General features: G+C 66.5%; 21 protein-coding genes. 14 read left to right on the top strand and 7 right to left on the bottom strand.

The features are described 5' to 3' along the window. Window positions 1-100: 100 nt before the first annotated feature. Window positions 101-1714 carry a succinic semialdehyde dehydrogenase gene (locus tag M7H19_RS05505; protein WP_298177818.1) on the bottom strand — a complete coding sequence of 538 codons (1614 nt, stop codon included), beginning with the start codon at window positions 1712-1714 and terminating at the stop codon, window positions 101-103. 172 nt (window positions 1715-1886) lie between these two features. Next, window positions 1887-2483: a TetR/AcrR family transcriptional regulator gene (locus M7H19_RS05500; RefSeq protein WP_298177816.1), complete on the bottom strand. Its 597-nt coding sequence runs from the start codon at window positions 2481-2483 to the stop codon at window positions 1887-1889. A gap of 95 nt (window positions 2484-2578) precedes the next feature. On the opposite strand from M7H19_RS05500, the gene M7H19_RS05495 reads away from it, so the two are divergent. From M7H19_RS05495 to M7H19_RS05470, 6 genes are all read left to right on the top strand, one after another. Beyond that, window positions 2579-3730: an acyl-CoA dehydrogenase family protein gene (locus M7H19_RS05495; protein ID WP_298177814.1), complete on the top strand. Its 1152-nt coding sequence runs from the start codon at window positions 2579-2581 to the stop codon at window positions 3728-3730. Window positions 3731-4201: 471 nt separating this feature from the next. Beyond that, window positions 4202-4369, top strand: a complete 168-nt coding sequence (locus M7H19_RS05490) for a hypothetical protein (protein ID WP_298177813.1) — start codon at window positions 4202-4204, stop codon at window positions 4367-4369. A 318-nt stretch (window positions 4370-4687) separates the two neighbouring features. Continuing rightward, complete coding sequence (locus tag M7H19_RS05485) at window positions 4688-5182, top strand: helix-turn-helix transcriptional regulator (RefSeq protein WP_298177810.1); 495 nt, start codon at window positions 4688-4690, stop codon at window positions 5180-5182. Between the two features lie 133 nt (window positions 5183-5315). Then, a complete protein-coding gene (locus M7H19_RS05480) occupies window positions 5316-6143 on the top strand; it encodes a lytic murein transglycosylase (protein ID WP_298177809.1) in 828 nt (275 codons plus the stop codon). A 66-nt stretch (window positions 6144-6209) separates the two neighbouring features. Then, on the top strand, window positions 6210-6641 hold the full coding sequence (locus tag M7H19_RS05475; RefSeq protein WP_298177807.1) for a transcriptional regulator: 432 nt from the start codon (window positions 6210-6212) through the stop codon (window positions 6639-6641). Between the two features lies 1 nt (window position 6642). Beyond that, window positions 6643-6987 carry a DUF3817 domain-containing protein gene (locus M7H19_RS05470; protein WP_298177805.1) on the top strand — a complete coding sequence of 115 codons (345 nt, stop codon included), beginning with the start codon at window positions 6643-6645 and terminating at the stop codon, window positions 6985-6987. Here the strand turns inward: M7H19_RS05470 and M7H19_RS05465 are convergent. The 3 genes from M7H19_RS05465 to M7H19_RS05455 are packed head-to-tail and all read right to left on the bottom strand — an operon-like array spanning window position 6965 to window position 9377. Beyond that, window positions 6965-7828: a spermidine synthase gene (locus M7H19_RS05465; protein WP_298177803.1), complete on the bottom strand. Its 864-nt coding sequence runs from the start codon at window positions 7826-7828 to the stop codon at window positions 6965-6967. The genes M7H19_RS05470 and M7H19_RS05465 overlap by 23 nt on opposite strands. Next, window positions 7829-8218 (bottom strand): adenosylmethionine decarboxylase, encoded by a 390-nt coding sequence (gene speD / locus M7H19_RS05460; RefSeq protein WP_298177801.1) that lies wholly within the window; start codon window positions 8216-8218, stop codon window positions 7829-7831. It abuts the gene before it with no gap. After that, a complete protein-coding gene (locus M7H19_RS05455) occupies window positions 8208-9377 on the bottom strand; it encodes a type III PLP-dependent enzyme (RefSeq protein WP_298177799.1) in 1170 nt (389 codons plus the stop codon). Before M7H19_RS05455 ends, speD begins: the two co-directional genes overlap by 11 nt. A 608-nt stretch (window positions 9378-9985) precedes the next feature. On the opposite strand from M7H19_RS05455, the gene M7H19_RS05450 reads away from it, so the two are divergent. The 7 genes from M7H19_RS05450 to M7H19_RS05420 all read left to right on the top strand — a co-directional run bounded on the left by M7H19_RS05450 (window position 9986) and on the right by M7H19_RS05420 (window position 20362). After that, complete coding sequence (locus M7H19_RS05450; RefSeq protein WP_298177797.1) at window positions 9986-13507, top strand: nitrate- and nitrite sensing domain-containing protein; 3522 nt, start codon at window positions 9986-9988, stop codon at window positions 13505-13507. After that, the gene (locus tag M7H19_RS05445) at window positions 13504-13956 is read left to right on the top strand and encodes a roadblock/LC7 domain-containing protein (RefSeq protein ID WP_298177795.1); all 453 of its coding nucleotides are present in this window, start codon (window positions 13504-13506) and stop codon (window positions 13954-13956) included. Before M7H19_RS05450 ends, M7H19_RS05445 begins: the two co-directional genes overlap by 4 nt. Window positions 13957-14107: 151 nt before the next feature. After that, window positions 14108-14482, top strand: a complete 375-nt coding sequence (locus M7H19_RS05440; RefSeq protein WP_298177793.1) for a DUF742 domain-containing protein — start codon at window positions 14108-14110, stop codon at window positions 14480-14482. Then, window positions 14463-15077 carry an ATP/GTP-binding protein gene (locus M7H19_RS05435; protein ID WP_298177791.1) on the top strand — a complete coding sequence of 205 codons (615 nt, stop codon included), beginning with the start codon at window positions 14463-14465 and terminating at the stop codon, window positions 15075-15077. Before M7H19_RS05440 ends, M7H19_RS05435 begins: the two co-directional genes overlap by 20 nt. A 124-nt stretch (window positions 15078-15201) precedes the next feature. Continuing rightward, window positions 15202-18438 (top strand): fused isobutyryl-CoA mutase/GTPase IcmF, encoded by a 3237-nt coding sequence (icmF, locus tag M7H19_RS05430; protein ID WP_298177789.1) that lies wholly within the window; start codon window positions 15202-15204, stop codon window positions 18436-18438. 44 nt (window positions 18439-18482) lie between these two features. After that, entirely contained in the window at window positions 18483-19316 is an 834-nt protein-coding gene (locus M7H19_RS05425; RefSeq protein ID WP_298177787.1) for an LLM class F420-dependent oxidoreductase, read from the top strand. Window positions 19317-19372: 56 nt separating this feature from the next. Next, window positions 19373-20362: a TIGR03557 family F420-dependent LLM class oxidoreductase gene (locus tag M7H19_RS05420; protein ID WP_298177785.1), complete on the top strand. Its 990-nt coding sequence runs from the start codon at window positions 19373-19375 to the stop codon at window positions 20360-20362. A 30-nt stretch (window positions 20363-20392) separates the two neighbouring features. Here the strand turns inward: M7H19_RS05420 and M7H19_RS05415 are convergent, their stop codons facing one another. Continuing rightward, on the bottom strand, window positions 20393-21634 hold the full coding sequence (locus tag M7H19_RS05415) for an alpha/beta hydrolase (protein ID WP_298177783.1): 1242 nt from the start codon (window positions 21632-21634) through the stop codon (window positions 20393-20395). A gap of 255 nt (window positions 21635-21889) precedes the next feature. On the opposite strand from M7H19_RS05415, the gene M7H19_RS05410 reads away from it, so the two are divergent. Then, complete coding sequence (locus M7H19_RS05410; protein ID WP_363321337.1) at window positions 21890-22429, top strand: DUF5134 domain-containing protein; 540 nt, start codon at window positions 21890-21892, stop codon at window positions 22427-22429. Window positions 22430-22493: 64 nt separating this feature from the next. On the opposite strand, the gene M7H19_RS05405 is transcribed toward M7H19_RS05410, so the two are convergent. After that, window positions 22494-24053, bottom strand: coding sequence for a putative glycoside hydrolase (locus tag M7H19_RS05405; RefSeq protein WP_298177778.1), 1560 nt, complete (start codon window positions 24051-24053; stop codon window positions 22494-22496). Window positions 24054-24139: the final 86 nt, after the last annotated feature.

The following is a 24139-nucleotide window of genomic DNA, read 5'->3' as shown; positions in this document are numbered from 1 at the left end:
GAGCCACGTCGCAGTCGAGGTGATCACGCGGAACGGTCTCGACGGGGCCGGCGAAGACCGAGATGCCGACGGGAAGGCCCCGCGGCCCGGCGGAGAACACTCAGCGGCCGGGCAGCCTCCGCAACACGCGCAGCCCCGCGGTCAATGCTTTGGCCCACAGCGTCGGGGGAACACCACGCGCCGGACGCAACCTCAGTCCACGCTGGACGGCGATCGACTGCGATTCGGTGTACTTCAGCAGCCCGTCGGACCCGTTGCGTCGTCCGACACCGGAATCCTTCATGCCGCCCATCGGCACACCCACGGTGCCGAAGGTGGCGGCGTAGCCCTCGTTGATGTTGACGGTCCCCGCCTTCAGCCGAGTGGCGATCTCCTGCGCACGACGCGTGTCGCGGGACCAAACGCTGGCGTTGAGCCCGAACGGAGTGTCGTTGGCCAGTTCGACCGCCTCGTCGACATCGGCGTAGTCGTAGACGGAGACGACCGGCCCGAACGTCTCGTCGGCGAACAGCGTCGAGCGGTCGGTGACGCCGGTGAGGATGGTCGGCTCGTAGAACAACGGGCCGACGTCGGGCCGGGCTCGGCCCCCGGTGACCACGGTGACACCGTGTGCCCGAGCGTCCTCGACGTGCTCCGACACCGCCCGCAGTTGCTCGACCGTGGTCAACGATCCCATCCCGGCGTGGTAGTCGAGTGACGCGCCGAGCCGTAGGGCGCGGGTCCGCTCGGCGAATTCGGTGAGGAACCGGTCACGGATGCTGTTGTGGACATAGATCCTCTCCACGGACACACACAGCTGCCCGGCCGACGAGAAGCATGCTGCGACGGCGCCTGCCGCGGCTTTGGATACATCGGCGTCGGGTAACACGATCATCGGGTTCTTGCCGCCGAGTTCGAGCGAGTAGTCGGTGAGTCGCTTCGCGATGGTGGAGGCGAGCCTCTTGCCCGTGGGCGTGGAACCGGTGAAGCAGACGTAGTCCGACTCCTCGACGAGGGCGTCACCGATCACCGAGCCACGGCCGAGCACGATCTGCCACGCATCGTGCGGTAGGCCCGCGCGTTCGGCGAGCTCGTGCAGCCACAAGGCCGACAGCGCTGTCTGGTTGTCCGGTTTCTGCACCACGGTGTTGCCCGCGACCAGTGCGGGCAACACGTCCATCGCGGTCAACGCGAGCGGATAGTTCCACGGTGAGATGACCCCGACGACGCCTCGGGGATGGCGAGTGTGCGTAGCGCGGGTGAGAAGGGGGAGTACGCCGGGTGCGCGGCGTGGCGCGAGCAGACGAGCGCTGTGTTTGCCGTAGTAGGCGGCCACGAGGGCGGTCGCGCTAATCTCGTCGAAGGCGTCGAGCCGTGCCTTGCCCGATTCGACCTGTATCAGGTCCAGACCCTCGTCCTGGTGGGCGAGTACGAGTTCGTGCAGTCGCAACAGGATTCGTTGCCGTTCGGCCACGCTCGTGGCGGCCCACGACGGTTGGGCCTTTCGGGCACGGGCGAAGGAGGCGCGGGTGATGTTGTCTGTCGCCTGGGGGAGGACGGCTGTGGGTCGTCCGGTGAACGGCGCGGTCATCGTCACCGATTCGATGCCGGGCCCGGTCGTCACCCTCTTGAGGAGGGCTTCGGCTCGCGCGGTGGGGGGAGCACCGACGACCCCTCCGATCGTGTCGGGGTCTTGCTCCCGCGTCGCTGTGGCCGCAGCCAACGTGCTGGTCATGACGCCTCCGAGAACCGCCTTGCTACTCCAGAGTAATTCCCTGGAGTGAAGCATACCGTCGGTATGGAAGACAAGAACACCGTCGCGAGGCGGGTGAACACACCAGGTCTGGAAGGGCAACGGATTCGCGGAGTTCGACCGGAACAGAGCGGTGTCCGATGGGGCTCTGTGATCACGCGCGGAGCGTGGCCGCGATGCGCTTCCACTCGTTCAGCAACAGCTCACGCCGCTGTGGATCCCCTCCGAGCTCGGCGTCGAGCGCGAGCCCTCGGGCCAGATTCACCGTCAGCCAGAACAGGGTTTCCAGGCGCTCTCTCGGCACGTCGTCCATGAGGGCTGCGAGCCGATCCAGTGTCGCTCGGCCGAGCGCCTTGTCCACCGGTCGCATCGCGGCTCGCAGGGCGGGATCGGTGCGTGCCGCGACCCACAATTCCGTCGTCGCCGTGGCCAGCGTTCCCGAGTACGACTGCCACAGCAGGTCCACCAGCGCCGCCACGCGGCCCCGTCCGGGTGGCAGTTGGCCCTCCCGTGGCGTGTTGCGTTCGGCCAGTTTCGTCGTCAGATGCGCCACCGCGGCGGCCATCAGTTCCGCCTTGTCCGAGAAATGGTGCTGAGCCGCGCCTTTGGACACCCCGGCTCGCGCGCAGATCTCCTGCATCGACGTGCGTGCGTGGCCGAGCTCCACGAGGCAGTCGATGGTGGCGTCGAGCAGGGCGGTCCGCGTCTGAGCACTCCGCTCGGCCTGCGTGCGGTGCCTGCGTTCCGTCATGGTCGCCCGACTCCTTTACCGGAGGACGATTCCGGCGTACATTCCAGGCGTAACTTACCTTCCGAGCGTAATGTTTTCTACCCGGAGGAGCGCCGGTGCCGCTGCAGACTCGTCGAAGCCCGTGGATAACCGAGGAACTGGACGACTTTCGGGATCTCGCCAGGACGTTCTGTCGCAACGAGCTCACGCCACACCAACAGCGGTGGGCGGACCAGAAGCAGATCGACCGGGAGGTGTGGACCAAGGCGGGCGAGGTCGGACTGCTCGCCTTGTCCATTCCGGAGGAGTACGGAGGCGGCGGGGGTACGTTCGCCCACGAAGCGGTGCTGTACGAGGAACAGGCCCGCAGCGGTGACAGCGCGTGGGGCGTGTCCGTGCACAACGGCATCGTGGCGCACTACCTGCTCGCCTACGCTTCCGAGGGGAAGAAACGGGAGTGGCTGCCCAAACTCGCCAGTGGCGAATACGTGGGTGCCATCGCGATGACCGAGCCCGGCACCGGGTCCGACCTGCAGGGAATCACCACCCGGGCTGTGCGCGACGGTGACCACTACGTCCTCAACGGCGCGAAGACGTTCATCACCAACGGAGCGCTGGCCGATCTCGTCGTCGTGGCCGTCAAGACCGATCCCGACGCCGGCGCCAAGGGGATATCCCTCATCGTCGTGGAGACGTCCACACCCGGGTTCCGGCGCGGGCGTGTACTCGACAAGGTCGGCCTGCGTGGGCAGGACACGGCGGAGCTGTTCTTCGACGACGTGCGTGTTCCCGTGGAGAACCTGCTGGGTGACGAAGAAGGACAGGGCTTCATCCAGCTGATGCAGCAGTTGCCGCAGGAGCGGCTCATCATCGCGGTCACCGCTGTAGCCGGCATGGAAAGCGCGATCGAGCAGACCATCGCCTACACCAAGGAACGCAGCGCCTTCGGCCGCCCGTTGATCAAGTTCCAGAACACCAGGTACAAGCTCGCCGAGGTCGCCACCGAGGCCGCTGTCGCCCGGGCCTTCCTGGACGAATGCATCGAGCGTCATCTACGCGGCGAACTCGACGTACAGGGTGCCGCCATGGCGAAGTTGTGGAGCACCGAACGAGTCAACAAGGTCGTCGACGAGTGTGTGCAGTTGTTCGGCGGCTACGGCTACATGACCGAGTACCCGATCGCCCGTGCGTGGGCAGACGTCCGGGTCTCCCGCATTTTCGGTGGCACGAACGAGATCATGAAGGACATCATCTCCCGCGCGCTGTGACGGCGTCGGTGGCGGACATCGGTGGGAGGCAGTACTGCTGAAGTACCGCTGAAGTCCGAACGGCTCGAAAGCGTTCGAGTCCACATTCTTCGCCGTGTCGGTGGACGCGCTCGGGGCTCGATGCCGAGCGGTGTTGTCGCGGTCGGGTTCGCGTGAGTGGCCGCGGTCGTGCGGAGTGGGCACGACCGCGGTGCTGGAGGAACGCGGATTCTCCTCGAACGTCCATCGTCACGCCGCGGGCCGCGGGGACAATCGATCGAATCGGTCGACGGTGCCGTCGGCGTGTTGCGAACCAGAGGATCCGAAGAATCTTCTACAGTTCTCCGTGATCGCGTTCGGCCATGGGTGACTACCTTCGCGTGATTGGCCGTCGCGCGCACCTGTGATCAGGCATGATGGAGACGCTGGCGGGAATGGTGCCGTCACCGGGATAAGCAGTGACGCCGAGACGAGACGAAATCAGGTGGAATTATGTCGCCGGGAGTGAAGAAGATCCTCATCTTTGGCGTCGTCGCGCTCGTACTGTTCCTGCTGATTTCGCGACCTACCGAGTCGGCGGATGCCGTGCGTTCGGCGCTGGCCTGGCTGCAGGAAGGCGCGGAAGCCATCATCACGTTCTTCCAAAGTCTTTTCCACTGACCCCATTCGCACCCTCGATGTCCGGCCCCGGAAGCACCCGGGAGCCGGACATCGTGCTGTCCGGAAAAGGTGCGTACACAGCGTGATCATTTGGCTGATGCCGGGCGTTTCACTGCGGCAAACGGGTGGATTACGGCCCTGAAGCCACAGGTCATCGAAATCGTGCACGGCTGACCTCTTCCGGATTGCCGTCCGGCTCTCCTACGGTGCTCACATTGCGTGACCCGCGGTACCCGAAAACTCACGCTTCGAAATCTGCACACGGCACTCGATCAAATCCTTGAGGAACCACGGCAGTGGGTTGCGAAGGAGGCAGGGATGCATGATCCCGGAGTTGACGCGGTGATTCGGCAGTGGGCGGCGGAACGTGAGCAGAGTGAGGAGGACAAGGAGATCCAGCGCATTGCCTCGGCGTGGCTCGCGGAAGCCCCGCGCACCGAAGTGCCCAGCCCCGGCATTCCCGCGCAGCGGCGAGGAGCGGGCACGGCGGGATGGGCATCCGTCGATCTCGCCGACCCCGATTTCGTGGAGGCGATGCGGGAGCGGTTGCCCGAGGCGCCGCTCGACCTACTGGCTGCGGCGGCGGGCTGGTGGCAGATGGTCGGCGACATCGAAGAGGCCAAGGCGTGGTGGGATGCCGGCGTGAGCCCGCTCGACCAACGCGCACTCGACTACCGTGCGGCCGGGCTCACACCCGACGACCTGGCGCGCAGGCTCGGACCGTTGACCGTGCTGGATCATCTTCGGCGCGGCAGTGCACCGGCGTGGTGTGTGGCCCGCCTGTCACGGCAGCGTCGCGACGCCGCCAGCTGAGTTCGTGACGACGCGCTGTGACACGTCCCGGCGCGTCGTTGTCCTTCCGTCAGCAGCCGGATACAGTGCGGCCTCGTGCTTCTGATCTCCACCACGCGTGCACGGTCCTCGCGACGCGCGGGAGGGCCCGCCGGTGGCTGATTCCGACTCGTCGACCAGCACGAGCCGGGTGGTGCTCGTCCGGCTCCTCGTGGTCCTTGTAGTGCTCCTCCTGGGTGCGGGTGGCGTCTGGCTCGTCGCCAGGGCCGCGATCCCGTTCGCGAGTCCCACGACCACCGACGTCCCCGCGTTGCGTATCGAACCCGCCGATGTCGAACCGGGGTCGGAGGCACCGGTCGACGACAGCGATACCGGTCCGCTCCGGAAGGACGACACCGACACCGGTGTCAACACGCTCGAGGAGTGGGCCGAGTACCTGGCCCCGGCCGTCGGGGTCCCGGCGCGGGCGATGGCCGCTTACGGCAACGCGGAGCTCGTGATGCGGGACGAGGCTCCTGCGTGTCACCTGTCGTGGGCCACGCTCGCGGGTATCGGTCGGATCGAGTCCGACCATGGTCGCTACGGCGGGTCGGTGCTCGGCGGCGACGGACGTCCGTCGCCGCCGATCATCGGTATCGCCCTGGACGGATCGCCCGGCGTGAAGGCGATAACGGACACCGACGACGGTGTGCTCGACGGTGACCGCGAGTACGACAGAGCCGTCGGGCCGATGCAGTTCATCCCCAGTACCTGGAAGCTCTACGGTGTGGACGCCTCCGGGGACGGTAAGGCGGATCCGCAGCAGATCGACGACGCGGCCCTGGCCGCCGCGCGTTATCTCTGTGACCACGGCCGAGACATGGCCACGGGGCAGGGCTGGTGGGACGGGGTGTTCTCGTACAACCACTCCGTCGATTACGGGCGCAAGGTATTCGCTCTCGCCGAGCACTACGCGGAGCTGGCGCGGTCGACCACCGGCTAGGGCGGTCACCACAGACAAACCGGGCAGTAGGTCGCCTAACTCGATGAGAATGCTAGCGTCGAGAGCGTGTCCACTCACCCCACGGCCGCACGTAAGCTGCTGATCGCTTGTGTGTGCGTGCTGAGCCTCGTTCTGTGCTGCGGCCTGGCGTGGTGGCAGTGGGGACGCTACACCTCGGCGGGCGGCAGCTTCCAAAATCTCGGCTACGTTCTCCAGTGGCCGCTGTTCGGACTCTTCCCTGCTTTCATGTTCTGGCGGCTGCGCGCGCTGCGCAGGCAGGCGAAAGAGCAACAGTCGGCCACGTCGACCACTCCTGAACCGGAATCACGTCGACCGCGACCGGCTGCGGTGCCGGCCCCGCGACGGGACACGGGCGCGACGCGGGTGCAGGCAGTCGACCGGAATGCGGACGCCCCGATGGACAGCGAAGATGCGGCATTGGCCGAATACAACGCCTATCTTGCGGAACTGAATGCCCGTGAGCAGGAGGGGAATTGACATGGTGACGACCGCGCGCGACGAGACGGCGACGACCACGAACCTGCGGAAGCCGTTGCAGCGGTTTCGGGTCGCCGCCTTCGTCACGGGGCTCGGTCTGCTCGGGATGGTCGTGGTGATGGTGATCCGCTACGGCTTCGACAACCCGACCCCCTCGGCCGTGTACTCGCCCATCCACGGCGTGATCTACATGGTGTACCTGGTGATCGCCGTGGACCTGGCCTTGAAGGCGCGCTGGTCCGTGAAGGGCACGATCGGCGTGTTGCTCGCCGGATGCGTGCCCTTCTTCTCCTTCGTCGCCGAACGCGCCGTCACTCGACGGGTCACCGAGGGCCGGAAGCTCTGAGCCTCACCGACCGCGGCGGCACGGTGCACCCACGCAGCGTGTCACCGTCGATGGACTCGGGCTGATACGCCGACCCGGACAGCTTGTCGATCATCGACTCGACGGCGTTCGGGTGCTGGTCGGGCCGCCCCGACAGGAAAGCCCATTCGTGCTCGTCGGAACCGAAGTAGACGACGGTGCCGAACGATTCGGTGAACCTCTGCCAGGCGGCGAGCAAGGTGTTGTTGCGCCACAACGTAGGGCAGCCCGCTTGGCAACACACGACACCGCCCGGGGTCAGCACCTCCGCGCAGCGGCGTAGGAATTCCTTGCTGTAGAGCCGGTTGTGCTGGGCGTCCGGGTCGGTGTTCTCGTCGGGCAGATCGATCACTACGACGTCGTAGCGGGTGGTTGTGGTCGACAGGAACTCCCACCCGTCGCGGTAGTGCACCCGAATACGTCCGGTGCCGCGTTCGGCCTCGGCCAGTTCCTCGGGGGTGTAGCCGTACGGAAGATGCTGGGCACACAGGCGCACCGTCTCGGCGTCGATGTCGACGTGGTCTACCTGTTCGGCGCCGTAGGCGATGGCGAGTTGGCTGGCCACTCCCTCACTGGAGCCGATGATCAGGACACATTTCACCGTGTCGGCGAGCAGCATCGGCGGCACCGTCAAGGCCTCGTGGTAGACGAGCTGGCTGGCCTCGGTGCTCTGCCGTTCCTCGTCACAGAACAGCGACAGCCCCTGACTGGTGCGGCCGATCACCACGTGCTGGTAGTTGGTGTGCGTATCGAGGATCACCTCGGAGACGTCCCAGACCCGAGTCAATCCCTCGCCCATCGGTTCGACAATCTGTGTAGTCATTCACTTCCCCGAGTTCGCAGGCTGACGGCCGCGTGTGATGGTGGACATGGACACAGGCTCGGTGCCGAGCGCTTTGGCGAGCAGGCGCACGGCATGTTCGGGATCGGCGCGTTCGCCGCACGTGAAGACGTCAACGAACATGGCACCGATCTCGGGATAGGTGTGTACGGACGCGTGCGACTCGGCCAGCATCGCCAGCACGGTGACGCCCTGGGGTTCGAAGCGGTGGGATATGACGTCGCACACCGTTGCTCCCGCATCGGCCAGCGTGTTCGCCAAGGTGTTGCGCAGAAACTCGTCGTCGTCGAGCAGTTGGGCCTCGATGCCGTCCAACTCGGCGAGGACGTGCTTGCCGGAGAACACACCGACCGGCACGAATTCACTCGGCACTGATCAGCCTCCCTTCGGAAATGCAGTACGTACGTAGGGGCTCTATCCCGTTGAACGCGACAGACGAGTAGCTCGCCGTGTACGCGCCGGAGGAGAGGATGTCGATCCGGTCGCCGGGCCGCAAGGACAGGGGCAGCCGGTACGGCGTCCTCTGGTAGAGCACGTCGTCACCATCGCACGTCGGTCCGGCGATGATCACAGGGCCGTCTTCCGGCGAGTGTTCCCCGACGGGGACGAGTCGGTAGGCGATCGCCTCGTTCTCGGTCTCCGCCAGCCCGTTGTATCGGCCGATGTCGAGATACACCCACCGGTGTTCGTCTGTGGGGTGTTTGCGGGACACCACGACGACTTCGCCGCGGATCAGTCCCGCCTCGGCGACGAGGGCGCGTCCCGGTTCGCAGACGAGTTCCGGTGGTTCGGGGAAGTGGGCATGCAAGGCGGAGAGAACGGTGTCGGCGTATGCCGACATGGGTGGCGCGGTATCGATGTAGCTGATGCCGAACCCACCGCCGATGTTCAGCCGCCGCAGTGTGACGCCGTGTTCGGCGGTACCGGAGAACACCTTGGCGGCCGATGCCACGGCGACGTCCCAGGCGTCGGGCTCCAGTTGCTGGGAGCCGACGTGGAAGCTGACACCCACCGGGTCCAGTCCGGTTTCCGCCGCCCGCACCAGCAGTCGCACGGCGTCGTCGACGTTGCAGCCGAACTTGTCGCCGAACGGTGTGACGGAGTCGGGTCCGCCTTCCAACAGCAGGCGTGCCGAGACCTGTGCTCCCGGCGCATGCCGAGCGATGTTGTCGAGGTCGCAGCGTGCGTCGAATGTGTACTCTCGTATGCCCGCGGCGTGGGCGTGGGCGACATCGGCCGGTTTCTTGATGGTGTTGCCGTACGACAGGGTCTCCGGTCGCGCCCCGACCTTGAGGCAGAGGTCGATCTCGCCGGGGCTCGCCACGTCGAAAGCGGCTCCGGCACCCACCAGCGCGCGGAGTACGGCGGGGTGGGGGTTCGCCTTCACCGCGTATTGCACACGTGCTCCCGGGAAGGCCTCCGCGAACTCCGAGTACCGGTCGATCACGGTGTCGACGTCGACCACCAGGCACGGGGTCGGGGGCCGATGGTGGTCCAAGAAGGCGCGGATCCGGTCAACCGTTGTGCTCACCCCATCGAGGGTAGAGGTAGGGACACGCGGATCTTTCGGTGGAACTCTCGCTGTTTCGGACACAGTGTCCGGTGTTTTGTAACAGTGTTCCGGATGGGGTCGTCTCGCGATGATCAACACAAGATCGTGCACACTTCGCGGCACGTATTACACCCAAAATCCTTGTTTGGTGGGCTGAACGGGTGACGTGCGCGGGCCCTCATCGGCTGTGTGGGTGAGACTTGACCGTCTCGAACAGATGAAACTCGTAATCGGAGCGCGACTGCCGGAGCGGATATCGGCGCGAGAGTTGCAAAGTTGATCATGCTTGTTCGCGTTTAGGCAGCTCAGAGCCCTGTTTGCAACCAAGATCATCAATGGTGTGCGTGGTGTAGGCTCCTCTGCACCCGACCGATCCCTGCCTCTGAGCGTGGCAGGCGGACATCACGGACGGTGGCCGACCGTATGCGGCACGCCCGTGGTCGGAAGGGGCGGCGCGAGAGTGGACAAGACAGGCGTGGGTCGGCGAGAGCGACGGCGCTCACCTGACGACACCCGAGGGCTCTCGGGTGGGCAAGCCGCGCGAATCGTGAGCACACAGTGGGCGAGCCGGAGGAGGAGTCACCTTCGTGAAGGTTGCGTCAGATGGCCAAGTGCCGGTGGGCGAGCTCCTCGGTGAGGAGGAACGCCCCCGTTCCCTCTGGCGGGAGGCCCTGCGATGGCGTGACTGGAACCTGCCGGTCAAGCTCGGGGCGGTCACGCTCATTCCGATCGTCATCGCGCTGGTGTTGGGCGGCGTCACCCTCGCAAACCAGCTCGACCGTGCGAACCGATACGAGAGCCAGCATCAGCTCGCGCAAGTGAGCGCGGCGGGCCACACGCTCCTGGAAGCTCTCCAACGGGAACGCACCCTCGTCGCCGAGGCGATGACTGCCGGGAGTGGACTCGACTCGCCGGAACTACGTGAGATCCGGGCCGAAGTCGACAGTGCCCGGGCTCCGCTGACCGACGCCGTCGCTCAGGCCGGAGAACCGCTGGAGTCACTTCGGGCGGATCTGGGTGAACAACTCGGCACGATCGACGGGATCAGGGAACAGCTCTCCGCCGGTCAACTCGGGACTGTCGAGGCGACCGAGGCGTACACGGACGTCATCGGCACGCTTCTGGAGCTGGACACCGCCGTGGTGGCCGGCATCGGCGCCGAAGGCCTCGGTGTCACGGCCAACGCCTCCCACAACCTGCTGGTGGCGCGCGAAGAGGTGTCGTTCCACCAGGCATTGATCACACACGGCGTTTCGTTCGGACTGACGCCCAGCGAGTTCAACGCCGTGCGCACCGCCGAGGTTCGGCGGGCCGACCGCCTGACCGAATTCTCCGTCGTCGCCACCGAACAGCAACGCGCTCTGTTCGACGACACCGTGCGTGGCCAGACTTTCGATGAGTACCAGCGCATCGTCGAAGCGTTGTTGTCCAGTCAGGACGCGGGCAGCGAGCTTTTCTCATCGACCACGGCCGAGCACTGGGCCGAGACCGGCGGCACCGTGTTCTCCGCGATGGTCGAGGTCGGAGAGCAGCTCGGTGACGAACTCTCCGGTGGTACGGGAGCGTTGGCCGACGACGCGAACACCGGTGTCGGTGTTCTCGCCGTGTCGTTGTTCGTCGCGCTGGTGCTGGCTGCGCTGGTGGTGTTCTGCATCGCGCGGCAACTGCTGCGGTCACTGAAGATCCTCCGCAACAGTGCGCTGGAGGTCGCCCAGCACGAGCTACCGGAGGCGGTGCAGGCCATTCAGGAGGGCGACACCGACGACACCGAGATCAACCAGGTGCCGGTGCACACCCGCGATGAGATCGGCGAAGTGGCCAGGGCCTTCGACGCCGTGCACAGCGAGGCTCTGCGACTGGCCGCCGAACAGGCGGGGATGCGCGCTGGCTACGCGAGTGTGTTCGTCAACCTGTCCCGGCGCAGCCAGAGTCTCGTGCAGCGACAGCTTCAACTCATCGAGCGGTTGGAGCGTGATGAGGAGGACGCCGACCAGCTTGCGACGCTGTTCCAGCTCGACCACCTCGCCACGCGGATGCGCCGCAACAACGAGAATCTGATGGTGCTGTCGGGAGCGGAACCCGCGCGCCGTTCGGGACAGCCGGTGAGCGCCACCGACGTTCTGCGTGCCGCAGTGTCCGAGATCGAGCAGTACCAGCGCGTGGTGGTACGTACCCCGCCGCCGGTGAGTGTGGTCGGGTACGCGGCCGGCGACCTCATCCGGCTCGTGGCCGAGTTGTTGGACAACGCGGCCTCGTTCTCCGCGCCGGAGACGCAGGTGACGGTGGCCACGCGTCAGCTGGACGACGGATCGCTGTCCGTCGACATCCTCGACAAGGGCATCGGCATGAGCGAGGACGAGGTCGCCGAGGCCAACGAGCGGTTGTCCGAGGCTGGCTCGATCGACCTCACCACATCGCGCCGCATGGGCCTGTTTGTGGTGGGCAGGCTCGCGAGTCGGCACGGTTTCGGAGTGGAGCTGCACGGCGGCAAGGACATCGTCGGGGTCAGGGCTACGGTCTCCGTGCCCGGAGAGCTCGTGACGGACCAGCAGGCTCCGTATGCCGCCCCCGAACCTCCTGCGGCTCGGGAGTCGGTCGAGCCACAGCAGGCCGATTCCGGCGCCGGTGCCGATTCGGGCGACCAGGGACAGGCCGGGCAGCTGCAGACCGCGGGCGGGCCCCTCCCTCGGCGCAGGCCCGGCGGGTCGTCCCGGCTGACGCCTCGGGGCGGGGACGGCGGGTCCGCGCCCGAGGAGACCGACAACGAGATGACGGGTACGGCGCTGTTCACCCCCATCGGCTGGGATGACGCCTCGCAAGGCAGGCCGTCGTCGGCGTCGCGGCGTGGGGCTCATCCGACCACGACGGGTGCCGCGTCGGAACGCGATCCCTCCGGCCAGGAGGCGGGTGCCGAACACAACGGTGCTGTGGGACCGGCCTGGCCGTCGGAAGCGCAGGCGGCGGAGCGCGGCGGTGAGCACGCCGAGCGCACCGACAGCCGCACACGCGATGGCGACGTGGACGGTGACCAGCAGCTCTCGGGCAGCAAGCTGTTCGAGGCCACCGGCACCGCGGTGAGCGACTGGTGGAGCGCCGCCGTTACCGAGAGCAACGCGGGTGCGCCCACCGAGGCGCAGCGCCGGGCGCGCAAGGCGGCCGTGGAGAACGCCGAGACGACACCGATCTTCGACGAGATGGTCTCCGCGTGGTTCCGCAAAGTCACCGATGCGGCGGGGAGTGGCCCGGCCCCGGACGGGAACTGGGAGTTCGCCGCCGACGAGACGTGGAAGACTGTGCAGGAGGTGTCGCAACGTCAGGAGCCCTCCGAGTACACCGAGGCCGGACTACCCAGGCGGCGCCGTGGTGAGCGGCTGTTGCCCGGCAGCGCGACCCCGACTCCGGACAGTGGGCAGCAGGTCGAGCCCTCCGGTCCTCCGCCGCGGCGGCAGCGTGACCCGGCGGAAGTGCTCGGCAGGCTCAGCAGTTTCCAGCAGGGCGTCACGCGTGGACGCCGCCACCGTCGGGCCGAGACACCGGATGAGCAGGCGGACGCAACGGAGACGACGTCGAATATCCATCGGCCCACCGAGGCCGGGGATGGAAAGACGGACTCGGGTCTGCCGCAGAGGGCGAGGCGTGCCCCTTCGGGAACCACGTCCTCCGAACCGGCTGCCGAGGAGATGACCGACATCGTCACCGATGGCGGAGGGCTGTTCACCGACGCTTCGCAACCGGCCACCGATTCCTTTCCCGACGATTCGGGCGACCGGTCGTCGTCTGATGTGTCCACATCGGGCAGTGCGGAATCCTCCGAGGCTTCTCCGAGCTGGGCTTTCGCCGTCGACGAACGGTGGCGTGCCGTTGAACAGGTCTCCCGATCGGTGCCGTCGAGTTATACGGCGGCCGGCTTGCCTCGACGACAGCGGGGGGAGAGGCTGTTGCCCGGCAGCGCGGCCCCCGAAAGTCAGGTCGAGCCGCGCCGCCGGCTACCGAGAGACCCCGCCGATGTGCGAGGGAGGCTGGCGAGCTTTCAACAGGGAGTCCGCAGAGGTCGGCACCGCACCGCCAGTGAAGCCGACAACGCAGACGAAGGACTGGAGGGTGAATGACCGTGTCGGATCGAGCTGCGCCCCAGCAGAACCAGTTCGGGTGGTTGGTGAACGACTTCGCCGAGCGCGTGCCCGGTGTCGCGCACGCCGTGGTGGTCTCGGCCGACGGTCTTCTGCTCACATCGTCGAACCGATTGCCGTTGGACCGTGCCGACCAACTCGCGGCGGTGGCATCGGGCCTGGTCAGCCTCACGCAGGGCGCGGCGCGCTGCTTCGAAGCGGGCGCGGTGACAGAGACCGTCGTGGAGATGGAGCTCGGCATCATGGTGCTGATGTCGATCAGTGATGGTTCGTGTCTGGCGGTGCTGGCCGCTCCGAACTGCGACATCGGCCAGGTCGCCTACGAGATGACGCTCCTAGTCGAGCGGGTGGGACAGATCCTCACTCCGGAGTTGAGGGCTGCTCTTCAGGGCTCGGGCGGACCTCGGATCGGCGAACCGGTGGGATGACCGCGCGATGAGCACGGGGCCCGGAACTCCCCATGACCGGCCGGGCGCATCAAAGGCGCCCGCCGAACCGGTCAGGGATTGGAACGGCCCCGGGTCGGCGCAGTGTGAACACGGAGACGGCGAGAACGGAACGAGCATCAAGGAGCAGCCTGTGGCAGTCGAAGCTTTCCCGTTGCAGCCGGTGGAGGAAACCGGGTTCGTTCGCCCTTACGCCCTCACGGGCGGTCGGACGAAGGCGAACTACCACCTGGAGCTCGAGACGTTGGTCTCTACCCGGACCGCCGCGCTCCTTGCGGTGCCCGAGCAGATCGAGCTCCAAGTGATCATGGAAGAATGTCGTACCCCGCAGTCGGTGGCTGAGATCGTGTCGAAGCTCCGGGTCCCGTTGGGTGTGGCCCGGGTGCTGATCAGTGATGCGGCCGACGAGGGGTTGGTCACCGTGCACAGAACCGTCTCCGGTGACGAAGGCGCCGAGGCGCATCTGATGTTGATGGAAAGGGTGTTGAGTGGACTCCGCCGGCTTTAAGGCACCGCGCGAAGCCGCGCCGAAGACGATGACGTCCGCCAAGATCGTCGTGGCAGGCGGGTTCGGCGCCGGCAAGACGACGTTCGTCGGGTCGGTGTCCGAGATCGTCCCGCTGACCACCGAGGCGATGATGACCAGTGCGAGCACCGGCATCGACGATCTGGAGGCGACGCCGAACAAGGCGACCACGACGGTCGCTATGGACTTTGGCAGGGTGTCCTTGGACGAGGATCTGATCCTGTACCTGTTCGGAACACCCGGTCAGCAGCGTTTCTGGTTCATGTGGGACGATCTCGTCCGCGGTGCGATCGGTGCCGTGGTGCTCGCGGATACGCGGCGGCTGGCCGACTCGTTCGCGCCGGTGGACTTCTTCGAAGACCGCGGTCTGCCCTACATTGTGGGGGTCAACACGTTCGACGGCGTGCTGCACCACGACCTCAACGACGTCCGGGAGGCGTTGTCCATCGACGCGAGTATCCCGATCGTACGGTGTGACGCGCGGGACCGAGAGTCCACTAAGCAGACGCTTATCACGTTGGTGGAGTACGCCATGCGGCAGTGGATCGCGTTGCGGGCGGCGAACTCCGCTTCCTGATTCCCGGCTGATTCCGGCGCTGTCACGGAGCGCTTCCCCTTCTGTACCGATGCGGTCCGAATGAGGTCCGCATCACGGTGTTGCTTGGCTTTCAGAAAGTAGGAAGTCCAAGTATTTTGGAGGTATGACCTCCGAACTTCATCGACCCGCGAACCCGGTCCGGTTCGTGACCGCCGCGAGCCTGTTCGACGGCCACGACGCCTCGATCAACATCATGCGGCGCATCCTGCAGTCGCAGGGCGCCGAGGTGGTGCACTTAGGGCACAACCGGTCGGTCGACGAGGTCGTGACGGCCGCCATCTCGGAAGATGTCCAGGGCGTCGCCATCAGCGCCTACCAGGGTGGGCATGTCGAGTACTTCACCTACCTCGTGGACCTGCTGCGCGAGCGCGGCGCGGGCCACGTGCGTGTGTACGGCGGTGGCGGCGGAGTCATCGTCCAGGACGAGATCGAGTTGTTGCACTCCCGCGGAGTCGCACGCATCTTCTCGCCCGATGACGGCCTCAAGCTGGGTCTGCCGGGCATGATCAACCTGATGATCCGGGAGTGCGACGTCGACCTCGCCGAACGGGAGGCCGGCTCCGTCGACGCACTCCTCGGCGGGGACATGCCGACGCTGGCCCGAGCCATCACACAGCTTCAGCAGGACACCCTTCCCGAGTCCTGGCGCACGACCATCGCCGAGGCCGCGTCCGCGCGCACGGTCCCGGTCCTCGGCATCACCGGTACGGGTGGGTCGGGTAAGTCGTCGTTGACCGACGAGTTGCTCCGGCGGTTCCGACTCGACCAAGAGGACAAGTTGCGGATCGCCGTGCTCGCCGTCGACCCGACCCGGCGTCGTGGCGGTGGCGCGTTGCTCGGTGACCGCATCCGCATGAACAGCCTCGACAGTGATCGGGTGTTCTTCCGTTCGCTGGCCACGCGCGGAGCGGGGTCGGAGATCCCCACCGGTCTCGCCGATGCGGTCCTGGCGTGCAAGGCCGCCGGATACGACCTGGTGATCGTGGAGACACCGGGGATCGGCCAGGGTGACGCCGGCATCGTGGAGTACGTCGATCACACGCTGTACGTCATGACGCCGGAGTTCGGTGCGGCGTCGCAGCTGGAGAAGATCGACATGCTCGACTTCGCCGACGTCGTGGCCATCAACAAGTTCGAACGGCGAGGGGCCGAGGACGCCCGGCGCGACGTGGCGCGGCAGCTGATCCGCAACCGGGAGGAATTCGGGGCCTCGCCCGAGGACATGCCGGTTTTCGGCACCAGTGCGGCGAAGTTCAACGACGACGGTGTCACTGCTCTCTACCAGCATCTGCGCGACGAGCTCGCCGAGCTCGGGCTGTCCGTCTCGGCCGGTGTGCTGCCGCAGGTGTCCGGCAAGGTCTCCAGCGACACCAGTGTCGTCATCCCCGGCAACCGCACGCGCTACCTCGCCGAGATCGCCGAGATGGTGCGCAACTACCACGAGCGCACCCGACAGCAGGTGGAAGCGGTGCGCAGGCGGGAACAGCTGACCGCCGCGCGGGAAGCGCTGGTCGCCGAGGGCGCGGCCACCGATGACCTCGACCGGCTGATCGAACAGGCGGACGCGGCCGTGGCCGACGACACCAGGTCGCTGCTGGAGAGCTGGGAGGAACTGGCCGAGTCGTACCGGGGCGACGAGCTCGTCTTCACGGTGCGTGATCGGGAGATCCGCACCGGATTGTGGCGGGAGACGCTGTCGGGCAGCCGTATCCCGAGGGTGGCGTTGCCGCGGTACACCGACAAGGGCGAGTTGCTGTCGTTCCTGCGTCGGGAGCATCTCCCCGGTTACTTCCCCTTCACGGCGGGTGTGTTCCCGTTCAAACGCGACGGGGAGGACCCGGCGCGGATGTTCGCCGGCGAGGGCGACGCCTTCCGCACCAACCGCCGGTTCAAGTACCTGTCCTCCGAGTCGGAGGCCAAGCGACTGTCTACGGCTTTCGACTCGGTCACGCTGTACGGGTGGGACCCGGACACGCGCCCGGACATCTACGGCAAGGTCGGTACGTCGGGTGTGTCCATCGCGACGCTGGACGACATGAAGGCGCTCTACGACGGTTTCGACCTCACCGCGCCCACCACGTCGGTGTCGATGACCATCAACGGTCCCGCGCCGACCATCCTGGCGTTCTTCCTGAACACGGCCATCGACCAGCGGATGGACGCGTTTCGCGCCGAGCACGGTCGCGAGCCCACCGAGGAGGAGGCCGCCGAGATCCGGGCGTGGACACTGCGCCAGGTGCGCGGCACGGTGCAGGCCGACATCCTCAAGGAGGATCAGGGCCAGAACACCTGCATCTTCTCCACCGAGTTCTCGCTGCGGATGATGTCGGACATCCAGGAATGGTTCATCGCCAACGGGGTCCGCAACTTCTACTCGGTGTCGATCTCGGGCTACCACATCGCCGAGGCCGGAGCCAACCCCATCACGCAGCTCGCGTTCACGCTCGCCAACGGCTTCACCTACGTCGAGTCGTACCTGGCCCGGGGCATGCACATCGACGACTTCGCGCCGAACCTGTCGTTCTTCTTCTCCAACGGCATGGACGCGGAGTACTCGGTGCTTGGTCGGGTGGCCCGCCGTATCTGGGCCATCGCCATGCGCGAGCGCTACGGCGCGAACGAGCGCTCGCAGAAGCTCAAGTACCACGTCCAGACCTCCGGCCGTTCGCTGCACGCGCAGGAGATGAGCTTCAATGACATCCGCACCACGCTGCAGGCGTTGTGCGCGCTGTACGACAACGCGAACTCGTTGCACACCAACGCCTACGATGAGGCCATCACCACACCGACCGAGAACTCGGTGCGTCGTGCGCTGGCCATCCAGATGATCATCAACAAGGAGTGGGGCCTGTCGAAGAACGAGAACCCACTGCAGGGCTCGTTCATCATCGATGAACTGACCGACCTGGTCGAGGAAGCCGTGCTCACCGAGTTCGAACGCATCACCGAACGTGGCGGTGTGCTCGGGGCGATGGAGACCGGCTACCAGCGCGGCAAGATTCAGGACGAGTCGATGCTCTACGAGCGGCTCAAGCACGACGGATCGTTGCCGATCGTCGGGGTCAACATGTTCCGCAACCCCGACTCCGAGGAAGACGAGGTGGTGGTGGAGCTCGCCAGGGCCACCGAGAAGGAGAAGCAGTCGCAGCTGCAGCGGCTGGCCGACTTCCACGAGCGGAACCACGAGGAGGCCCAGCGGGCGCTGACTCGCCTGCGTGAGGCCGCGGCGAGCGGTGAGAACGTCTTCGAGGTCCTCATGGACGCTGCACGAGTCTGCTCCCTCGGGCAGATCACGCACGCGTTCTTCGAGGTCGGCGGGCAGTATCGCCGGAACGTGTAGGACCACAGGGAACAAACCAAAGCCGAGCGTGGTTGGCCGGTGACATGAAGTTCGGAATTTCGACTTTCGTCACCGACGAGGGGATCCGGCCGACCACGCTCGCCCGCGCCTTGGAAGAGCGTGGTTTCGACGCATTGTTCTTGGCCGAGCACTCGCACATCCCGGTGAGTCGACAGACCCCGACCCCGGGAGGCGGCGAGCTCGCACGGAAGTACTACCGCACGTTCGATCCCTTCGTGGCGTTGAGCGCGGCGGCCGCCGTCACCGACACGCTGCTGTTGGGCACCGGGGTGGCGTTGGTGATCCAGCGCGACGTCATCCACACGGCCAACGAAGCGGCGAGTCTCGACCTGGTGTCGAACGGACGGTTCCTCTTCGGTGTGGGCGTGGGTTGGAATCGGGAGGAGATGCGCAACCACGGCACCGACCCGCGTACCCGAGGCGCGCTGCTCGACGAGCAGCTCCAGGCGATCAAGGCCATGTGGACCCAGGAGAAAGCCGAGTTCCACGGGACGTACGTGGACTTCGACCCGATCTACGCCTGGCCCAAGCCGGTGAGCACGCCGCATCCGCCGATCTACATCGGCGGGGAGAGCCCGGCCACGTTGGCCCGACTGGCCGCACACGGCGACGCCTGGCTGCCGCGAGGGCACACCGAACCGGAGACGATTCGGGAAGCGCTGCGGACACTGGCCGAGCAGGGCAAGCCCGACATACCCGTGACGGTCTTCGGGGCGGCCCGGGACGAGGCCCGGATCGAAGGGTGGGCCGAGGCCGGTGTGGAACGGGTGGCGTTCGACCTGCCCACGCTGTCCGAGTCCGACAGTCTCGCGGTGCTCGACGAACTGGCCGTGTTGGCTCAGCGGTATGCGGGGTAGGTTCACGGCGAAGAAGCCGGGACAGCACAGGGGTACGACAGGATAGGACTGAACACGTGGGTGACGTGCAGATCGGTATCGCGGCGGCGCTGGAACAGTTCTCGCCGAGAGAGTCCATCGAGATAGCCGAACTGGCTGAGCAGCACGGATTCTCGGGACAGATGGCCGCCGACCATTTCCAGCCATGGGTTCCCGCCCAAGGGCAGGCGCCGTTCGTGTGGAGCGTGCTCGCGTCGTTGGCGGAGCACACCACCGGAGACCTCGGGCCGGGTGTGACATGCCCGTCGTTCCGGCAGCACCCGGCGCTGGTGGCCCAGGCGGCGGCCACTTTGGAGGCGACGTATCCGGGGCGTACCTGGCTGGGACTCGGCTCGGGTGAGGCCCTCAACGAACACGTGATCGGTGGTTACTGGCCGGAGGCTCCCGAACGGGTGCGCCGCCTGTTCGAGGCTTTGGAGATCATCCGGAAACTGTTCACCGGTAAGGACGTCAAGCACCGCGGCGAGTTCTTCAAGCTCCACACCACACGGCTGTGGACGATGCCGGAGGTGCCCCCACCGATCTACATCGCCGCCTCCGGTCCGTACACCTCCCGTAAGACCGGGGAACTGGCCGACGGGCTCATCACGCCGGGCGCGTCACTGGAGAAGCTGGCGGGAATCCTCGACAAATTCTCCCAGGGCGCGCGCAAGGCGGGGAAGGACCCCGATGCCATGCCGAAGTTGCTGCAGGTGCATCTGTCGTGGGCGCCCACCGACGAAGAGGCCTGGCGCAACGCGCTGGAGCAGTGGCCCAACGGCGGCATGAAGTTCCCCAAGGCCGACATCCGTTCACCGTTCGACTTCGAACAGATGGCGAAGCTCGTGCGGCGGGAGGACTTCGAAGGGCGCATGGTGGTGTCGTCCGACCCGGACGAGCACCGTGCTTCTCTGCAGCGTTACATCGACGCCGGATTCACCCGCATCTACGTGCACAACGTCGGCCGTAACCAGAAGGAGTGGCTGGAGGTCTTCGGCCGCGAGGTGCTGCCGAAACTGAAGGCCTGAAGCCGCCCCGCCGGACAGCGTCGTCCGGCCTTAAGGCGTGGCGGCCTTCCTGTTCAGGTACACCCAGTCGAGGAAACGCTGCACACCGCGCACGACGTGGGCACTGCGGATCGACGGGAAAATGTCGAAGGCGTGTTGAGCCCCGGGGATCTCCGCGTAGACCACCGGGTTCGTCGACGCTGTGCGCAGCCTGCGCACGAACTCTCGCGCTTCCCTCACCGACACGAGGGTGTCGTGTTCACCGTGGACCACGAAGAAAGGCGGTGGCTCCGTCTCCCCGATGCGATCCAGGGGGGAGGCCGCCACGTAGTCGTCCAGCGACAGGTCGGGGTCCGAGCCGACGACGTAGCGCGCGAGGAGATGACGCAACCGGGCCTGGCTCGCCCTCGCTCCGGTGGTGGCCGCGAAGTCATACACCCCGTAGTGCGGAACACAGGCCTGAACGCTCGTGTCGACGTCTTCGAAGTCCGGCTGGAACGCCGAGTCGTTCGCTGTGAGCGCCAGTAGTGCGGCCAGATGGCCGCCTGCCGACCCGCCCGTGGCCGCGATGAACGTGGGGTCACCGCCGTAGTCGGCGATGTTTCGGCGTACCCAGGCCAGAGCCTGTTTGGCCGCCACGATGTGTCGCGGCCACCGCGCGGCGGGGGAGAGCGGGTAGTTGATCGCGACACACACCCATCCCCGCGCCGCCATGTGCAGCATCAACGGCACGCCCTGCTGCTCCTTGTTGCCCGTCATCCAGGCACCGCCGTGGATCTGCAACAGCACCGGCCTGCCCGACACGGGCTCGTACGGGCGGTAGACGTCGAGCAGAAAACGCTTGCCGCCCTGCGCGTAGGCGATGTCACGATCGATGCGCACATCGGGATGCCGCATACGAAAAGGCAGCATCAACTGACCCCACGGGGTGGCGAGGTCGGAAGCCGTGAGGGGAGGCTGCAACGACCGCGCGTACTCGGGTCCCAGGGTCTCGGCGAGCGCCTGTTCGACGACGTCCTTCGCCCGCTGCGCCGATGCGATCAAGGAACCGAGTCCGACCGTCGACAGCGCCGCCAGCGCGAGTCCGGTCCGGTCGGTGTTGCGCACTCCTCTCCTCGCCACGTGTGCCGCCGTGTCGGTGACGGTGAGGGCGAGCAGATGCGGCGCCAGCTCCGAGGTCAACCATCCGGTGACGAACGACGGGATGCCCACTCGGGTGCCGCGGAGGGGCCGGATCGCATTGGCCGTCAGGGCGAGTTGGACGGCCCTGCGGGCCCGGAAAGACAGGCGCATGGCCCGAGATTAACGAGCCCGTTCTCACCACCGGTGCTCCGGGCCGAGGAGCTGCCTGTGCGCTGCGTATCCGAACACGAGCGAATGTTTCACCTGCTTGACCGCTAGTGGGTGCCCGGGACGGGTGACACGGTAAGAGTTATCGGCGGACACGAGCGGGTTCGTGTCCTTCTTACGAGTGAGAGGCTGATGGGAATTCCGGTGGCCGCTGCCTGGGGCGCGACTGCCGTGTTCGTTCTACTTGCGTACCCCTGCATGTCGAGGCTCGTGAGACTCGACTACTGGCGTCTCGGCACCGGTGTACGTGAGGCCGACCTGGCGGGTCTTCTCATGGCGGTGGCGATGGCCGCGATGGTGTCACCGGTGGGTTTTCCCGTGCCGGTAGCGGGATGGCAGGCGTTGTTCCTCATCGCGACCTGCTGGTTCGCCGTCAACGTGGTGCGGGCGCCGGCATCGCGGAACGTGTGCCGACACTGCGACTTCCACCACGGTGTGAGCGCGGCCGCGATGATGTACATGCTGGCGGCGATGCCACACGGTGACGGCGATCATAGCGGGCACAGTGTGTGGCCGATGATGGTCGACCCGGACAGTACGCAGACATACGCGCTGCCCGCCGTGGCCGCGCTGTGCACGGTGTACTTCCTTGCCGACAGCGCACACGCCGCCTGGCGTGCCTTGCGGAACCGGCGGGTGGGCATCGCTTCGCCGCCGGGTGTGCGATCCCGTTTCTGTTGCCGCGTGGTCATGAACTTCGGTATGGCGGGGATGTTCGTGGCCGGGTTAGTGCCCTGAGGAACGTCGGCCGGCCGAGTGTGCCGACGACGTCACCGGACGCTCCTCTGTCCTTTGTCGGCTGTCACGTCGGGGGGAGTGCGCGCGCGTCGTACCGGGACGCCGCGTTCCACAGCAGGAACGAGTCGATACCGATGTCCTCGGCGGCCTGGATCTGTGCGCGGATCTCTTCGGGGCCGTAGGACACGCCCATGCTGAACGCCTGCAACCACGGTATGACCTTGGCGTGGCCGTTCTCCTTGGCCAGTTCCTGGAAGTCGGCGAGCGAGCGTGCCGTGATGTCGTACGGCTGGTTCTCCGGGCTTTCGACACCGTACTCGCCCGGGCCCCAGTGCGACGGGTACACCATCGGTGCCACGTAGTCCACATGCTCCGATATGGAGGGGATGTCCTGCGCGATCTGTTCGGGTCGGCTGGCGGCGATGCCGAACACCGACGCACCTTGGAAGGCGCCGTGCTTGTGCAGGGCCACACGCGACTCGGCGAGGAAACTCGTGATCGACTCCTCCGGAGTCGCCGTCAGGCCGGGGAACACCATCTGCGACACATCGCCGTCGGGCCGGCGGATGTAGTCGTAGAGGATGTCGTCGAACCCGAGTTCGGCGGCCTCCTCGGCCAGCGCGATGTTGTAGGCGCGCACTTCGGGATCGGCGAAGTTGGTGAAGGAGTATTCGCCGTAACCCGCCCAGGCATTGCCTCCCGTGTCCTGGATGACGCGGTCGTACTCGCCTGCCTCCCAGGACGCCTTGCCGAGAATGGGGTCGCGGAAGGCGACGAGCCTGCCCACCACGTGCACCCCTTCCGAATGCAGGGTGTCGAGGGCCTCTCTCGCGTCGTAGAGTCCGGTGTTGGCGCCGATCCGCTGGGCCAGCGGGACCTGCGAGGCGTATCCGATCTGGCCGCTCTCGTCCTTGATGTCGAGCTGCACGGTGTCGATGCGGCCTTCTCGGACCAGTTCCAGCACGGGTTCCCGTAATTCAGCGCTCGCCCACGCGCTCGCCGTCATGTGCACGGCCTTCATGCCGGGGTGCCGCAGCACCACCGGAACCTCCTCGATGACCGTGTTGCCCGCCGCATCACGTGCGGTGACGGTGACGGTGCGCGCGCCGGCCTTCACCGGGAGAACGAACGAACCGTCCTCGTTCGGATGCACCTCGTTGTCGCCCGCCGTGACGACAACGGCGTCCCGTGCCGTTCCCCGGATCTCGCCGTCCGCTCCGTTCTTCACCGGTTCGGGCGGCTGCACCCTCAGCTCGGGAGGGGTGCCGTCGACCTTGAAGGTGACTCGGGCCGGCTCGGCGTTGCCGAACAGGTCCGGTGGCGGCACGACCACGAGTGTGTGCCAGCCTTCGGACAGTTCGCCGACATCGGGCCGTAGCCGGTCGCCATCACGACGCAACGGCAACGGTTCATCGTCCAATGTGGCTTTCAGCCCGTCGATCCCGTGCTGGGAGCTGATGACGACATCACGTAGAGCTGTCGGAAGGACCGTTTCGTCGGACAAGCCCAGGATCGTCGCGTCAGGCCGGTCGGGAATGCTCAACGGGATCGCCACGGCGGCGGCCACCGCTGTCACCGACACGATCGTGACTATCCATTGCGGACTCATTTTAAGCCTGGGCATCGGCGGTTCCCTCCAGTCTCCTCGGTGTGGCCGGTGCAGGGCTACCCACGGTGTGACTGGTACGGACAGATAAGAGGGCAGGAATG

Source organism: Saccharomonospora sp. (assembly GCF_027317685.1).
Taxonomy (GTDB): domain Bacteria; phylum Actinomycetota; class Actinomycetes; order Mycobacteriales; family Pseudonocardiaceae; genus Saccharomonospora.
The sequence above is the reverse complement of the archived record's forward strand: the minus strand, read 5'-3'. Positions and strand labels throughout refer to the sequence as shown.